The organism is Anthropogastromicrobium sp. (assembly GCF_037349415.1).
In the GTDB taxonomy this organism is placed as follows: Bacteria; Bacillota; Clostridia; order Lachnospirales; family Lachnospiraceae; genus Anthropogastromicrobium; species Anthropogastromicrobium aceti.
The window spans coordinates 23430-39085 of the sequence record NZ_JAXWCK010000038.1; the positions used below are offsets into that span (position 1 = coordinate 23430).

General features: G+C 41.3%; 18 protein-coding genes. 2 read left to right on the forward strand and 16 right to left on the reverse strand.

From position 1 onward, the window contains the following. The 5 genes from WJP93_RS09025 to WJP93_RS09045 are packed head-to-tail and all read right to left on the reverse strand — an operon-like array spanning position 1 to position 4330. On the reverse strand, positions 1 to 1035 hold the full coding sequence (locus tag WJP93_RS09025; protein WP_227099820.1) for an RluA family pseudouridine synthase: 1035 nt from the start codon (positions 1033 to 1035) through the stop codon (positions 1 to 3). Then, positions 1032 to 1601 carry a hypothetical protein gene (locus WJP93_RS09030; protein WP_118612940.1) on the reverse strand — a complete coding sequence of 190 codons (570 nt, stop codon included), beginning with the start codon at positions 1599 to 1601 and terminating at the stop codon, positions 1032 to 1034. Before WJP93_RS09030 ends, WJP93_RS09025 begins: the two co-directional genes overlap by 4 nt. A 19-nt stretch (positions 1602 to 1620) precedes the next feature. After that, on the reverse strand, positions 1621 to 2283 hold the full coding sequence (locus tag WJP93_RS09035) for an HAD family phosphatase (protein ID WP_337547867.1): 663 nt from the start codon (positions 2281 to 2283) through the stop codon (positions 1621 to 1623). After that, a complete protein-coding gene (locus WJP93_RS09040) occupies positions 2265 to 2963 on the reverse strand; it encodes a pseudouridine synthase (protein WP_118612939.1) in 699 nt (232 codons plus the stop codon). Before WJP93_RS09040 ends, WJP93_RS09035 begins: the two co-directional genes overlap by 19 nt. Further along, the gene (locus tag WJP93_RS09045; protein WP_337547869.1) at positions 2963 to 4330 is read right to left on the reverse strand and encodes an RsmB/NOP family class I SAM-dependent RNA methyltransferase; all 1368 of its coding nucleotides are present in this window, start codon (positions 4328 to 4330) and stop codon (positions 2963 to 2965) included. Before WJP93_RS09045 ends, WJP93_RS09040 begins: the two co-directional genes overlap by 1 nt. Positions 4331 to 4393: 63 nt before the next feature. Between WJP93_RS09045 and WJP93_RS09050 the strand changes: the two genes are divergently transcribed. Then, positions 4394 to 5293 (forward strand): hypothetical protein, encoded by a 900-nt coding sequence (locus tag WJP93_RS09050; protein ID WP_337547871.1) that lies wholly within the window; start codon positions 4394 to 4396, stop codon positions 5291 to 5293. Between the two features lie 62 nt (positions 5294 to 5355). Here the strand turns inward: WJP93_RS09050 and WJP93_RS09055 are convergent, their stop codons facing one another. The 7 genes from WJP93_RS09055 to WJP93_RS09085 form a co-directional block, all read right to left on the reverse strand. Then, complete coding sequence (locus WJP93_RS09055; RefSeq protein ID WP_308731429.1) at positions 5356 to 5955, reverse strand: vacuolar family H+-ATPase subunit H; 600 nt, start codon at positions 5953 to 5955, stop codon at positions 5356 to 5358. A 53-nt stretch (positions 5956 to 6008) separates the two neighbouring features. Further along, positions 6009 to 6509, reverse strand: coding sequence for a pantetheine-phosphate adenylyltransferase (coaD, locus tag WJP93_RS09060; protein ID WP_337547874.1), 501 nt, complete (start codon positions 6507 to 6509; stop codon positions 6009 to 6011). 6 nt (positions 6510 to 6515) lie between these two features. Further along, positions 6516 to 7169: a 16S rRNA (guanine(966)-N(2))-methyltransferase RsmD gene (rsmD, locus tag WJP93_RS09065; RefSeq protein ID WP_337547875.1), complete on the reverse strand. Its 654-nt coding sequence runs from the start codon at positions 7167 to 7169 to the stop codon at positions 6516 to 6518. A gap of 93 nt (positions 7170 to 7262) precedes the next feature. Further along, on the reverse strand, positions 7263 to 7472 hold the full coding sequence (locus tag WJP93_RS09070; RefSeq protein ID WP_066558953.1) for an alpha/beta-type small acid-soluble spore protein: 210 nt from the start codon (positions 7470 to 7472) through the stop codon (positions 7263 to 7265). 167 nt (positions 7473 to 7639) lie between these two features. Continuing rightward, a complete protein-coding gene (gene recG, locus WJP93_RS09075) occupies positions 7640 to 9637 on the reverse strand; it encodes an ATP-dependent DNA helicase RecG (RefSeq protein ID WP_337547877.1) in 1998 nt (665 codons plus the stop codon). Positions 9638 to 9656: 19 nt separating this feature from the next. Then, positions 9657 to 11345, reverse strand: coding sequence for a DAK2 domain-containing protein (locus WJP93_RS09080; protein ID WP_337547879.1), 1689 nt, complete (start codon positions 11343 to 11345; stop codon positions 9657 to 9659). A 35-nt stretch (positions 11346 to 11380) separates the two neighbouring features. Then, positions 11381 to 11737, reverse strand: a complete 357-nt coding sequence (locus WJP93_RS09085) for an Asp23/Gls24 family envelope stress response protein (RefSeq protein ID WP_066558948.1) — start codon at positions 11735 to 11737, stop codon at positions 11381 to 11383. A 314-nt stretch (positions 11738 to 12051) separates the two neighbouring features. On the opposite strand from WJP93_RS09085, the gene rpmB reads away from it, so the two are divergent. Next, positions 12052 to 12237, forward strand: coding sequence for a 50S ribosomal protein L28 (rpmB, locus tag WJP93_RS09090; protein ID WP_082868519.1), 186 nt, complete (start codon positions 12052 to 12054; stop codon positions 12235 to 12237). A gap of 282 nt (positions 12238 to 12519) precedes the next feature. Here the strand turns inward: rpmB and WJP93_RS09095 are convergent, their stop codons facing one another. From WJP93_RS09095 to WJP93_RS09110, 4 genes are read right to left on the reverse strand one after another with little or no spacing between them, the layout of a single operon-like run. Next, on the reverse strand, positions 12520 to 12918 hold the full coding sequence (locus WJP93_RS09095) for a GerW family sporulation protein (RefSeq protein ID WP_066558946.1): 399 nt from the start codon (positions 12916 to 12918) through the stop codon (positions 12520 to 12522). After that, complete coding sequence (locus WJP93_RS09100; protein ID WP_337547881.1) at positions 12899 to 13906, reverse strand: hypothetical protein; 1008 nt, start codon at positions 13904 to 13906, stop codon at positions 12899 to 12901. The genes WJP93_RS09095 and WJP93_RS09100 overlap by 20 nt, the downstream gene beginning before the upstream one ends. 11 nt (positions 13907 to 13917) lie before the next feature. Beyond that, a complete protein-coding gene (locus WJP93_RS09105; RefSeq protein WP_066558941.1) occupies positions 13918 to 14223 on the reverse strand; it encodes a hypothetical protein in 306 nt (101 codons plus the stop codon). Positions 14224 to 14282: 59 nt separating this feature from the next. Next, entirely contained in the window at positions 14283 to 15650 is a 1368-nt protein-coding gene (locus tag WJP93_RS09110) for a hypothetical protein (RefSeq protein ID WP_337547883.1), read from the reverse strand. Positions 15651 to 15656: the final 6 nt, after the last annotated feature.

Sequence of the window (15656 nt, forward strand, 5' to 3'; positions counted from 1 at the left end):
TTACTCCTTCCAGTCATGGATTTTTGCATACTCCATTGCCTTTAAAAAATCATTTGGAAGCGGTGCCTGAAAGCTTTTTTGGGACAGATATGAAAAATGTCCCTCGCAGACAGGAAATACCATCTCATATGCATGAAGAAGCTGTCTCTTTGTGCCTGCCTTTTTTCTAAACTGCTCATTTATGCTGCTGTCACCATATTTTGAATCTCCAATGATTGGATGATTTATGCTTGACAGATGTGCACGAATCTGATGAGAACGTCCTGTCACTAAAAGCACCTTTAAAAGCGTTGCCTGCTTTGTCGATGCCACTGGCTCATATACAGTCTCAATCGCAAGTGCATCTTTTTTAAGATTCTCTGGAAATTCTTCAAGTGTCTCGTGGACCTCTACTTTATTTGTTTTTTCATCCTTATACAGATATCCTTTAAGCTTTTGCTGTCTTGTTACGCAGCCTGCCACTAGCGCCATATAATATTTGTGCAGATCTCTTGTTCTAAACTGTTCTGATAAAAACTGAAGACCTCGTATGGAAAAACCAGCTGCAATTAATCCTGATGTATTTCTGTCTAAACGGTTGCAGACAGAAGGACGGCAGACTAACAGCTGCTCATTTGTTACTTTTTGTGTGGAAAGTGCATAGCCAATGACCTTTTCTACCATGGAAACATCTTTTGGCGATGCTTTCTGCGAAAGTTCTCCCGCTGCTTTATTTATCAGCAATATATCATCATCCTCATATATAATGCTCTTTGGTGAGAGCGATACGTTTTGAGTCTGTGTCTGAATACTGGAAGCTTTTTTTTCATCTGTATTTCCACGGAATTTTTCAATCGTGTCCTCTGCCAAAAACAGCTCAATGCAGTCTCCCGCGCAAAGTTTTTCGCTTCCATCACACTTTTTTTTGTTGCAGGTAATGTTCTTTTTTCTAAGCATCTTATAAAAGAAGCTCTTTGGCGCCTCTGGCATATATCGGCTTAAATATTTGTCTAAGCGCTGACCTTCTTCTGCCGCCTGAATTTGCAATTGTCTCATATGGCAATTCCTCTCAGCACACCTTCGATTTTAAGAAGCTTTTCATCACAGCTGGCGCGATCCCACTTCTCAAGCTCGCGAATGCGGTTTAAATAATTTTTCCAGTCACGGATAACAAATATATCCGTCTTTAAGTCATTAGCCTTCATAAAGCTCTTTATATACTCAGCTGTCTTTTTTTCTGATACATTCTTATCAGAGCAATAGCAGAAGACACCTTTCTCATGAATACACGCATAGTCAAGCAAAAATGACTTATCTGTTTTTGATGTAATGACAAGCTCAGTGTCTAAAATTCCTTTACCTACAATAGATGCCACCTGCTCATACTCCTTATCTGGGCACGGCTGATATTTCCAAAGTGCAATCAAAATGACAAGCTGATTTACCATTGGAATTACTGAAACCATAGCTACAACTGTAAGCAAATTTTTGCGGCTTCCTGTTGTCACAACGCCAATCACCACAAGACCTATAATGCCGATTAAAAGACCAAGTACCTCTCCTAACAGCAGGCGCTTCTTGCGTTTGATATAGCCATGATGACCTTTTTTTATTCGAAACATAACTACTGTGTCCTCCGTTTTATATGAAATCTGTGTAATCTCTCACCCATCCATCGGCAAGCGCAAGTTTTTTCTCGCGAAGCGGCTCTGAAAATTCATCTTCTACTGCAAATACAGTCATACCTGCCGCCTTTCCTGCCATGATTCCCGCTGGAATATCTTCAAACACAACACAGTCACACGGATTCAAATCAAGAAGCTTCGCTGCTTCTAAATAAACATCTGGTGCTGGTTTTCCGGCCTTTACATCACAGCTAGTCACTATAGCTTCAAAATATGATGCTATACCTTGCGATTCTAATACAGCCTGAATCAATTTGCGTGAATTGCTGCTTGCAATGGCAATCTTGCATCCATTTTTATGAAGATAAGAAAGAAATGGTGCTGCACCTGGTTTTAATGCGACCTCATGACAATACTTTTCATATGCCATCTGATTCCAGCAGTCTTTAATTTCGTCAACCGTCTCTTTCAGGCAGAAACGCTTTTTAAAATAGGCAGCTGTCTCTGTAAAGCTCATTCCTTCAATTTCGTCATGAAGATCATCTGGCACATCATATCCATGCTTTCCCAGATAACTGACGTCAATCTCTTTCCATACATTCATTGAATCTACAAGTGTACCGTCTAAATCAAATATCACACCCTTTGCATTTTTCACAATCAGCTTTCCTTCAGACATTCAAGCTCCTCCTGTGTCAGTGCGCGGCTCTCACCAGGTGCAAGTGTTTCGTCTAGCTTAAGGCTTCCCATTGAAAGGCGCTTTAAATAAACAACTGTTACTCCAACTGCCTCGAACATTCTCTTTACCTGATGAAATTTTCCTTCCTGAACAATTACCTTTGCCTCACAATCTCCAATAATTTCCAGCTTTGCAGGCATTGATGTGAAATCGCCAAGATCTATGCCTTCTTCAAATTTTTTTACAGCATCTGCCGGAATTGGAAGATCTGTTTTTGCAAAATAACATTTGTCAACGTGATGCTTAGGAGAAAGAAGTCTGTGACAAAGCTCCCCATCGTTTGTAATTAAAAGAAGTCCTTCTGTATCAATATCGAGGCGTCCAACTGGAAATAAATCCTTTCGCTTATCGTCTAATAAATCAAGAACAGTCTCTTTTTTCTTATCCATGGTTGCTGTAATTACGCCAGCCGGCTTGTTTAACATATAGTATGCATACTGAGAATAAAAAAGCTTCTTTCCATCAAGCGTAATGCTGTCGTTCTCTGGATCTACCTTTAATTCTGGTTTTGATGCATGCACACCATTTACGCAAACGCGTCCTTTTTTGATCATATCCTTGACCTGACTGCGCGTTCCCACTGGAATCTGTGTCAAAAACTTATCAAGACGCCACTCCATTACATCCACCTCCAGCCTGCAAGATACTTATTTTTCACTGATCCGCCTGCTGCCTTTCCAAAGCCGAGCGGATAATTGTCTACGCAAATCAAAACCCAGCCCTTTTCTACAGATTCTTCATCTCTTAAATCAATCGTTTCACCCTTTAAATAACGAATTACACGATCATCCTCTCTTGACAGATAAAGTACATTTGGATATTCATCTGCACGAAGCGCCATTGCTAATGCCTGACTTGGTTCAAAACGATTTTTCAGGCACTCACCAAGAAGCAGGCCAGAGCGCATTATACGAAGACCTTTTAAATCACGTCTGCAGTCTGGATGAACAAATACTTTTTCCTGACGAATCTCCAGACGATCAAGCGCAAGCGGCTTCTTTACGGTCTGCAAAAAGTCGAAAAGCTCCTGTGGCATTTTGGCTTTTTCTGTCTGTCTTTCTTTTAGACGGCTGCTCTCTCCCTTCTTTTTAAGAAGCGCAAGGAAATGACCTTCTCCCTTCATTCGATGCGGCCAAATACGCACACATTTTGTGAGTTCTTGATTGTTATCTGACCATTCTGGGTGTCCATGGTCAAAACCTTCATACCACTCTGGCTCTACAAGCTCTAAATCTTGATCTTCTTTAAGCATGCGTGACACAATCTGTTCATCTTCAAGCGGTGAAAATGTACATGTTGAGTAAAGCAGCATTCCGCCTGGACGAAGCATCTTTAATGCATATGAAGTAATCTCCTGCTGCAGCTTGACAAAATAGTCATTTCCATGCTCCACCCAGCTTTTCATAACTGAAGGTTCCTTTCTAAACATTCCTTCACCTGAACATGGCGCATCAATAAGAATCTTATCAAAATAGCCTTCAAAATGCTCTGCAAGCTTGTATGGTGCCTCGCTGATTACATAAGCATTTGAAATGCCAAACAGCTCAAGGTTCTTTAATAATGCCTTTGCTCGTGAATTACTGATATCGTTGCTTACTAGAACTCCTTTTCCCTTAAGCTTTGCTGCCAGCTCAGTACTCTTTCCTCCTGGAGCTGCACAGATATCAAGCACGCGATCACCTGGTTCAATAGGAAGTACGTGTGCCGGTGTCATTGCTGATGGCTCCTGCAGATAATACAGACCGGCATAATAATAAGGATCCTTTGCCGGCTTATCTTTTCCACTATAATAATAACCATTATCAATCCACGGTATCTTTTTAATCTCGAATGGACATATTTTTTCAAATTCTTCTGGCGTGAGCTTATTTGTATTGACGCGAAGGCCGTAAACACGCTCCTCACTGTAGCTGTCAAGGTATGCATTAAACTCCTCCGGTGACAGCAGTTTTTTCATGTTCTCTAAAAAAGAAACTGGTAATTCCATATACACCTCATGTTTTTCTTATCATTGGCATAAAATAAAGCAAGATAAATGCCTGGTGGCTGTATGCTTCTTACTCTTTTCTCTGCCGTATTTCTAATATTTTTAATTTATAATCCTGCACTGTGTACGCTCGGCGCCACGAAAGGTCTTTCGCTGTGGTACAAGCAGGTTTTGCCAGCTCTGTTTCCTGCAATGGCTGCCGCATCCTTTTTGATTAGCCGAAAATCCGTACAAGCCGCATTAAAACATCTTCCTTTTCCATCTGGCGCAGCTTTTCTAAGTGGACTTTTATGTGGAAGTCCGATGGGTGCTCTGACATGCAGCGGTCTGTACGCCAGCAAACTTCTCTCCAAACGGGCAGCTCGGTGGATTGTTTGCTTTGTTCAGCTGCCAAGCCCACTATTTTTGTCTGGCTTTGTCGCATCTGTTTTGCTTGCGCTGCCTACAAAAATGCGTTTTGTTTTTCTTTTATGTGCATATCTGCCTTTTTTCGCATCTTTTTTGCTGTGCACGCTTCTTTTTCTCTTAAAATCCGTAGCAAAACGCAGTATTTCAACTAAAAAAAATGTACAAGAAACATCTTCGCCAGAGCCTTCGCTAAATGATATCTGCGATACTTGTCTGCTTCTTTTAGTTAGAATCGGTGTACTTTTAATGTTTTTCTCGATTCTTTCTGAATTTTTAACTATTGCAACACCACAATCAACCGCCCAAACGATCTTAATCGGAATGCTTGAAATGACAACTGGGATCAGCAAGATTAGTTCCCTCAATACACTTTCTTTGCGTTACAAATCAGCCATCTGTCTTTTTTTACTTGGCTTTGGCGGAATCTGTGTTCATATTCAGGTGCGCCAAGCCTGGCAGCAATCTGATTTTCCGATATTTCGTTACATACTTGTGCGTTTTTTATTTGGGCTGTGCAGCAGTCTATGTTTTCTTTTTCTGAATAGTTACATTTAGATTTATTTAAACTTAGAAAAGGAAAGACCGCTGCATCAGGCAGCGGCCTATAAGCCTGAATTTTATTCTTCTTCAGACTGCTCTTCTTCTGCCGTATCTGCAGGTGCGGCACTGATGATTACATCTTCTGCCTTTGGCAGCTCCTTACGATTTGCACTGATTGTCTCAACGGTAGTATTCATAGTGGATAACATCTCCTCATACTTTTCCTTTAATCCGTCTAAGCCCTGTGCAAGAGTCTGCTCCATACTTCCCATCATATCATCAGTATAAGCAATTGCACCTGTACGAAGTGCATTTGCATCCTCGATTGCCTTATTAACAATTTCGTTTGCCTGCTGTGTTGCCTGTGTGATGATTTCGTTTGCTCTTGCATAAGCACGCTTTGTGATCTCACTCTGGTTAACCATCTCGCTTGTCTGAACGTTTGCAGCACTGATAATAGCCTCTGCCTGCTGCTTTGCATCGTTGATGATCGCATCCTTGTTGTTTAAAATCTTCTGATATTTTTTGATCTCATCAGGTGTGCGGTGACGAAGCTCTACTAAAAGATCTTCTAACTGTGCCTTATCTACAACAATCTTTGTGCTAGAAAACGGCTGAAGCTTGCAGCCATCAATAAACTCTTCAATTTCTCCAATTAACTGTTCAATTTTGCTCATTTTAATTTTCTCCTTTATATCAGACGTCATATCAAACGTCTGCTTTTTTACTTTTATTTATTTTTATTTCCTTGTGCAAACTTTTGCTTGATAGCCTTTTCAACTGGTTCTGCGACAAATGCACTTATATCGCCTCCGTACTGGGCAACTTCTTTTACAATGCTGGAGCTAAGGTATGCATATTCCAGGCTGGTTGTAAAGAAAATCGTATCAACCTCTGGTGCAACCTTTCGATTTGTCTGTGACATCTGAAGTTCATACTCAAAATCAGTGACTGCTCTTAATCCTCTGATTAAAATATGTGCACCACTCGCACGCGCAAAATCAACAAGCAGTCCTTCAAAGGAACGAATCTCTACATTGGGATATTGCGCTGTCACCTGCTTTAGCAAAGCAACCCTTTCCTCCACTGTAAACAGCGGTGATTTTGCACTGTTTACAAGCACACCAACAATCAAATGATCAACTGTTTTACTGGCACGCTCGATAATATCCATATGTCCGCGTGTCACTGGGTCAAAGCTTCCCGGATAAATTGCTATTGTCTTTCCCATACTGACTTATGCCTCCCGACTGCTTTTTTGCAAAAAAATATGTTTGTTTGTCTTGTATTCCTTTACGCGAACAACATCAAAGCAAGCAAGTTCATCCTCGCTAAACTCTCTGTCAAGTGTTGCTTCGATTATAATCTGCGTATCCTCATCAGCTATTTTGCTGTCAGCAATTGCAGTGAGCACTTCCTTTTCTGCATTCAGCTGATAGGGCGGATCCATAAAGATAATATCAAAATGCATTTTTTTTGCATCCAATGCATGTATAGCACCTGCACAATCCTGACCAATAACTATTGCCCTGTCTGCCAGATGCGTCTTTTCCAGATTCTGACGAATACACGAAAGTGCTTCTTTGCTGTTATCTACAAAAACAGCCTTTGCAGCACCGCGGCTTAATGCCTCAATGCCTATAGCACCGCTTCCTGCAAACAAATCAAGAAAATGGCAGCTTGGCAAGTCATTCTGAAGAATATTAAATAACGTTTCTTTTATACGGTCCGTAGTTGGACGCGTTTCCATTCCTTTTGGTGTAACAAGTGGCAACCTTCTGGCTGTACCTGCAATTACTCTCATATGTCTTCCACCTTGTTCTATGTTTGTTTTTCTAAATTTTGTAGTTTTGTATACTCTAACTACTCTATTATAGTATGCAAAAAACAATCTGACAAGTGCTTTTTCGCGGTTTTATTTATTCACGCAAAAAAGGAAGCAGAGTATTTGTCCCTGCTTCCTTCTTGTTACTGGCTTAGATGATTACTTGTTGGACATTTCCTTTTCCTGCTTTTCAATCATCTTCTTCACCATATAGCCTCCGACACTTCCGTTCTGGTAAGAGGTCAGATTTCCGTTATAACCGTTTGTTAACGGTACACCCAGCTCATCAGCGACCTCCATCTTAAACTGGTCGAGCGCCTGCTTTGCTTCTGGTACTTCAATTCGATTACTGTTCTTATTTGTAGACATCAGTAGTCCTCCTTTTTTTCTGTGCGTATTGCTCTGTTTCACAGTTTTCTTGTAAGTGTGTTGTTTGTAACTTTACATCAAAGCTTTGTTGTTTGTTACATTCCTAGTATATGCACAGATAAAAAGATTACGCTGGTAAGTTATGAGAAATTTTTATATCAGAAACTCTAAATGCTGTGCGTCTCCACCGCTGCCATAACCTGCGCACTGTCGGCAGCCTCTTTCGCCCACTTTAAAAGCTGCGCATCCTGATAGATATCAGCGACTGCAAAGGCGATTTCACCGCTCTGACGTATTCCAAAAAAATCACCAGGTCCGCGAAGCTTTAAATCTTCGTTTGCAATTGCAAAGCCATCGTTTGAATGATTGAGTACTTCAAGACGCTTTGCTGATTCTTCTTTTCCTGAGGTGTCTATCATTATGCAATATGACTGCGCATCACCGCGCCCAACACGGCCGCGAAGCTGATGCAGCTGTGCCAGACCAAAGCGCTGTGCATCCTCAATCAAAATGACAGTTGCATTTGGTACATTAATTCCAACCTCGATTACTGTTGTCGAAACAAGTACCTGCGTCTCATTCTTTGCAAAATGTGCCATAATATCATCTTTTTCTTTGGCTTTCATTTTTCCATGAAGATACTCAATTGAAATATAGGAAGGCAAAGCTTCTCTCAGCTGTTCTGTATAACTGACAACATCTGCCCCCTGCGATGTCTCGCTCTCTTCTACCATGGGACAGATCACATACGCTTGGTGTCCTGCCTGCACCTGCTTTATTATAAAATCCCATGCCTTTGGACGGTATGAAATATTGACCACACAATTTTTTATTGGCAGCCTTTTTGCCGGAAGCTCATCCATAATAGAAATATCAAGATCTCCATAAAGAATCATCGCCAGACTTCTTGGAATTGGTGTCGCGCTCATTACAAGCACGTGCGGAGTATGACCTTTCTTGCTTAAAGCATCACGCTGTGCGACTCCGAAGCGGTGCTGCTCATCTGTAATTACAAGTGCCAGATCATCGAACTCAACTTTTTCCTGAATAACGGCATGTGTTCCAATTACAATATCTGCCTCATGCTCTCTAATCTGACGAAGTGCCTCTTTTTTTTGTCCTGCACGCATGGAGCCTGTCAATAAAACAATTGAAAGATTCAGATGATAACGCTCTGATAATTCAATAAAGCCCTGATAATGCTGTGACGCTAATACCTCAGTTGGTGCCATAAGAGCGCTTTGATAATGACATAATGCAGCCTGATACATTGAAAGAAAGGCAACGATAGTTTTTCCTGAACCTACATCTCCCTGTAGCAAACGGCTCATCATATGATCACCTGTCATATTCTGTGTAATTTCTTCAATTGTGCGAAGCTGCGCGCCTGTCAAATCATATGGAAGCTGTTTAATCAGATTTGTGACTTCCTCACGCCGTGTCAGTGCGAAATGGTTTTTCTCCTGCAAAAGCCGCTTTTTCATCTGATTTACGCCAAGCAAGAAATGATAAAATTCGCCAAACGCTATTGTTTTTCGTGCATGTGTCAGCTGCACTTCATCTTTTGGAAAATGCATAAGATATCCAGCCTCATCCTCTGGCAGCAAATTATACTGTGAAAGCACCTTTTCTGGAATCGTGGCCTTCTGTTTTACACCTGCATCATATGCCGCTGCAACTGCCTTTGAAATGCTTTTTGATGTGATTTTTGCTGTCAGCGCATAAACAGGCTGCAGTGATTTTTGAAGCTGCTCATATGCATCAAGTGCGTAAACCTGAGGCTGATCAAGTGTTCGCGATTTTCCGTTTCCTGAAAGCTTTCCGCGAAGCACATACCAGCCGCCCGGACGAAGCACGCTCGCCAGATAGGTTGTCTGAAACCAGGTAACACGAAGCTCACTTCCTTCCTCATCGCGCACCTTTGTATTTATAATAGAGAGATTACGCACACGCTTTATTGTCGGATAAGAACAAATCACGACCCGGACCGCTGCGAAATCCATTACAGCTGCGGCCCGGATCGTGACTGGTGGTTCAAATCGTTCATAGCTTCGGGGGTAATAACGCATAAGTTCTCCAATGGTTACAATCCCCAATTTTTCGTAAAGCGCTGCCGTCTTCTCTCCGATTCCCTTTAAACATGTAATGGGATCGTCGTAATTCACGGCTGCCTCCTTATAAAGATTACTCTACTGATAAGAAATAATAGTATACTGGCTGATTTCCGGCATTAACCTCAACATCAACAGATGGGAACTCTTCGCTCAAACGATCACAAAGCTCCTTAGCTCTTGCCTCATCAATTTCCTGACCATAATAAATACCGATCAGTTCAGAATCCTCAGACATCATCTTACATACAGTCTCAAATGCAACATCGTTGATATCTGTTCCATCTGCCAGCATTCCCTTATCACCAAGACCAATAATGTCATCCTTATGAATCTCGATATTGTCGATCATCGTATCACGAACAGCATAAGTAATCTGTCCTGTCTTGACACTCTTGATGCTCTCTGTCATGTTCTCTGCATTTTCTTCCATCGAACTATCCGGTACGAAATTAATGATAGCAGTAATACCCTGCGGGATAGTTTTTGTCGGAATTACAAAAATTTCCTTATCCTTTGTCAGCTGCTTTGCCTGCTTTGCTGCCATTATGATATTAGAATTGTTCGGCAGAATGAAAATGTTTCTTGCCGGGACCTGACGAATTGCATTAAGCATATCCTCTGTACTTGGATTCATGGTCTGTCCGCCCTCGATTAAATAATCGACACCAAGACCCTTAAAAATTTCTCCAATTCCTGCACCTGCAGATACGCTTATAAAGCCATATTCCTTCCACTTGGACTTGTCTTCCTGCTCACGCTCCCTGCGATCAGCTTCTGCCTGCTTGATAGCTTCTCTCTCTGCATTCTTGATAACGCGCTCCTGATGCTCTTCACGCATGTTATCAATCTTCATGCTTGTCAGCTGACCATAGGTAAGTGCCTTTTGAATTGCAAGACCTGGATCATTTGTATGCACATGTACTTTAACAAGCTCATCATCTGCTACGCACACGATAGAGTCACCTATAGAAGACAGGAATGCTTTAAACTCCTTCTCATCCTCGTGTGTAAAGGCACGGCTTGTCATAATAATAAATTCGGTGCAATAGCCAAACTTGATATCTGCAGTATCAATTTCATCGTTTGCTGCACCTGTTACAGCGCGTGATGCAGCTGGCTTTTCAGCGGTGAATGTGATCTCTTTTCCAAGATAACCATCATATGCACCCTTTAATACCTGCATCAGACCCTGTCCGCCAGAATCAACAACGCCTGCCTGCTTTAAAACAGGAAGCATCTCTGGTGTCTGGCTTAATACATAATCGCCTTCCTTTAACAGTTCCTGAATAAAAACATCCATATCGCAGCCGCTTTGTGCAAGTTCTTTCGCTTTATCAGAAATTCCCTTTGCAACAGTAAGGATTGTACCTTCCTTCGGCTTCATAACAGCCTTGTAAGCTGTCTCTGTTGCACGCTGCAAAGCTTCTGCAAGCAGCTCCATATCAATCTCTGTACTGTACTTAATGGCCTTTGTAAAGCCACGGAACAGCTGAGACAAAATAACACCTGAGTTACCTCTAGCACCGCGCAGTGAACCAGATGAAATCGCTTTTGCTAACGTCTCCATAGTTGGTTCCTCAACAGAATTTACTTCCCTTGCTGCGGAGAGAATTGTAAGTGTCATGTTTGTTCCTGTATCACCATCCGGCACTGGGAATACATTTAATTCGTTAATCCATTCTTTCTTTGATTCCAGATTTGCCACGCCTGCAAGAAACATGCGCTTTAATAAACCTGCGTCTATCACATTACTACCCAAAATATAGCTCCTCCTTAGGCGGTATCTATCACTGATCAGTCAATGACTCTGACACCCTCTACATACATATTAATTTTTTTAACACGGATTCCTGTAAACTCCTCAACATGGTACTTTACACTATCCGTTAAATTGTTGTATACAGCCAGAATGCTTACTCCATATGAAACAATTACATGGAAATCAATTGTAAGCTCATTATCTTCTAATGATACATTAATGCCTCTTGTTATGCTGTCCTTTTTTAGCAGATGAACAAGTCCGTCCTTCATGCTGACACTGGCCATACCAACAATACCGAAGCATTCCACCGCCATAGAACCTGCATACTTTGCGATGACATCTGTTCTGATCATAACATCACCCTGAGGATTCGATATACGTCCCTTCATTCGGTTACCTCCAACTAACAAATTCAGAAAATACATTTTTACTGATTCTGACTTAGACTAAGATCCTGCTCCTAGTATTCCATCAGAGAATTTATTAATTCTGGACGGATTCTAAGCAGAATACTCTATGTTTAGAATATCTCATTACCACGTATAAGTCAAGCAAAATCCTTTTGATCTGGAATGACTACAGTTCACTGTAATAATCCTTTTTAAATCTTTTTAAAAAAAGTCCTTGATTTTTTTCTGAATATCTGTTATGATATCCATGTTGTGAGCCTATACGGCTACATTTGCGTAAGGAGGTGCGATTTATGGCAAAGTGTGAGATCTGTCAGAAGGGTGCTCATTTCGGAAACAATGTTAGCCATTCCCATAGAAGAAGTAATGCGGTTTGGAAGTCCAATGTTAAGTCCGTTAGAGTAAGTGTCAACGGAACCAACAAGAAGATGTACGTTTGTACTTCCTGTTTACGCTCTGGCTATGTTGAGAGAGCTTAATTTCGTTACGGGTATGATTTAAAGCGGTCGCTTGTCGACTGCTTTTTTTCTATCTAAAATTAGCATCCGCAGCAAAATAGAACATACCCTAAAATAAGGCAAAATAAAATCACTATTACTGAGCAAAGACAAACTGGGACAAAAAGCATCACTGCCATTCCCAGTCCAAAGAAAAATAAAAGAAGTCCGCATAAACGTTTCATAAAGACCTTTTTCGGTTCCTTATTCATTATAGTTTATGCGGACTTTTTATGTCTATTCTTTTTGCTACTGAATCAGCTATTATTTTTTATCGTCGTTTAAGATATCATCTACTGCCTCATCAACAGCTGGATCGTCTGCCTTCTTGCTTGTGAAGCGGTTAATCAAATCAGGAACCATATCCACAATCTTAGTAGTAAGATCCTGGTTCTTGATATTAACAACCTTTGCCATACCCTTTTGAATGATTAACACGGCACATGGACTAATATTAGCTCCAATTCCTCCTGCCGTCTTATTGTCACTATTTTTTTTGAATGCGCCTGCTCCCATGCCGAACTTCATATCAACCAGTGGAATGATGGTGGCATCGTTTACCTGAATCGGTTCACCGACAACAGTTTTTGAGCTGACAAATCCTTCCAGCCCTTTTAACAGCTCATCTACTGATGAGCCAAAGTTAATTTCTTCCTTCTCCATCTTTATTTCCTCCTTGTCTCAGCCGCTTATATTGACGGCGAATGTTTTTATTTAGTACGACACTGAGCGCCACATACACCAGATATCCTAATCGTATTCTTCCACGAAATGCAATATCTCCTTCGAGTATAAGTTTTTCTGTTTCAAACTCAGGCTCTATTACGAGATTCTCTTTCGTAAATGGATACAGCATTGAAAAATAAGCTAACGTTTTTCCCGTCTTAGACGGATCCTCAAAACCAAAGTGAATGCGTCCTGTCATTCTTCTTGGAAGAATATGATGAAGCAATCCCTTTGTTTTTTTCCAAAGAAATCCCATAGCTTCCTTCACAGGATCAGATGTCAGCAAATTTTTCCAGTAATCAATTTTATTTTTGATTTTTTGAATGCCTGCCTTACTGTCAATAAACTTCTCTTTGACTGCAAGAAGCTTTTGTTTTATAGCCTCAAATTTAGACTTCACATCTGGTCTGGCAGATTTTTCTTTTTGTGATTGCTGCTTTTTCTCTGACTCTGGCCCATCCATTTTCTTTGCTTCTGGCGCCTCATCAGCGATCTTTTTTTCTTTCTTTGGCAATTCTGGAATTGGCTTTTGCGGCTCGTAGATTGTTGCAACTTCTTTAGATACAGTGTCAGACTGCTGTTTTGGCTTTTCTGATTTCTCTGACTTTTTTGGTGCCTCTTGTTTAGGCATTTTCTTTGCTTTGCTTTTCTTAGGCGGCTTTTTTGTTTTAGGATAAATCGTCTTTCCAAACAAGCAAACCCTAATTTTCGTCCCTTCTTCTGAAAGTGAAGCACTTGCCGATATCATATGAAGAAGCCACGTTAGTTTTACATTTCCAGAGAGTATCTTTTCCTCTCGTGCACCCTCGCCATGATATCGTATTGGCACTAAAAGAATGACTGCCGCTGCCAAAAGAATCAATCCAATCAGCACAAGAAGGATTATGCCAATTATTTTCAATATTGTAAGTAAAATACCTAACATTGTCCTCCTTTTTAAAGCTTCATGAATGATTTCACATCAAAGCCACCAGTCTTCTGATACATTTCTTCAATCAAAGCTCGAACTACTTCAATCGCCTCGCTCTTATTCGCTGCTGCCGCAATCACTGTGCGCCCATACTGCTTTTTTCTGCGAAGTTCTTCGTATGCACAGATTTCCATCAGATTTTCTGGAACCACTTCAGGAAGAACAACAACATAAATGCTGCCAGACGGACGATTGTGCTTAAGCTTCCATGTAAGCTCAAAACGCTTTCCCGAAACTTTTTCGCCAAGGCGGATATCCTTACACAGTTTCAATTGATCCCTCTCCTTTACTATTGCCAGACAAGATCACTTCACCTTAGAACCTTTTTTTGTTACAGGTTTCTGATGATTTCGATACATGCTAATTTTTCCGCAACATCTGAACATGAGGACAGACTGTTTTGAATATATTCCTCAAGCTGATTATAATCACGGATAAACAGCGGAACCATCGTGACAAGCTTTGCCATAACAGCACGGGCTAACGGTTTTGATGATGACTTTAAAAATGTCTCCAGCTCTGAAATAAGCGCTGCTGTCTGTTCTTCGATATAAGAAGCTTCCACAGTCTCGCTCTCTTGCTTTTGCTCAATATCTGCAAAGCGGCTGCTTGAAAGAAGCTTTGAAAGTACCTCTAACTTGCTGAAGGTTTCAAGCATTCCCTGCTCACTAAGCTGTTCTTTGCTGCTTTGCATCAGCTCATCTACCAATGTTGATTTTTCCTGAAAGGTCATGCTGTACTGTTCCTGAATGCCCTCAAGCGCTGTAAGCATTGCATTTAATGCCGCCTCATCTGTTCCCGGTGTCAGCGTAAAGGAAATAATGCTGCTGCAGGTCTTATGCTGCTCTGTCCATGTACAGCCGTCTGTCATTGTTACAACACACAGATCATTGATAAGCTCCTGCAAAAGAAGCATACGATCCATCTGGCTGTTTAGCTCCTCCATAGCGTCAGCAAGCATATCGTGAAGTTTATTCCACTCGGCCTCACTTACGGTAGACAGCGGTGCCTGTTTAAAAGTCTCTACAACTTCATAAAATGCTGGAAAGCTCTGTTTAAATTCTGCTGGCTCCTCTAACATTGCAGCTGTACGAAGCATAAACAGCTGTCCATCTACTGCTTCTTTGTCTGAACCCTTATAGGCATCCATTCCTTCTGCGAGGACCTGGAAGAAACGCTTTCTTGTCATTCGCATCGGAAGCTGCTCTATAATAGATACAAGCATTGACTGACGAACTGTCTGATCAGTCTCTGATGACAGCTTCTGCAAAATTTCCTGCGTCATATCTTCATCGCTGTAGCCCGCCTCAAGTGAAGCACCGCTAAAACGATACTCAAGTCTGTTTAACACATATTCATATACCGTGAAGCGATCTGTATATGCGCTAAGCAGCTCCATAATTTGTGTGCTCTCTTTGCGAAGTGACAGCGCTTCCTCCTCACGCTTTTCATCCAGACCTGAGACAAGCTCTTTATTGACACGGCCAAGCAGACCGCAATACGCTGCGGACAACTTGGAGATTCGTGTATATTCATCAGACGGCTCCTCTCCCATATCCAGATAAACTGGCAGATTCATGGCAATTCTTGCCAACGAGAGTGTTCTGGCATCAGATGTCATCATAGATGCAAATCCTGTCAGATTGTCTTTTGTCATATGTCCGTGAGCAATCCCGCGGATGGTTGAATTGGTTTTCATAATAAA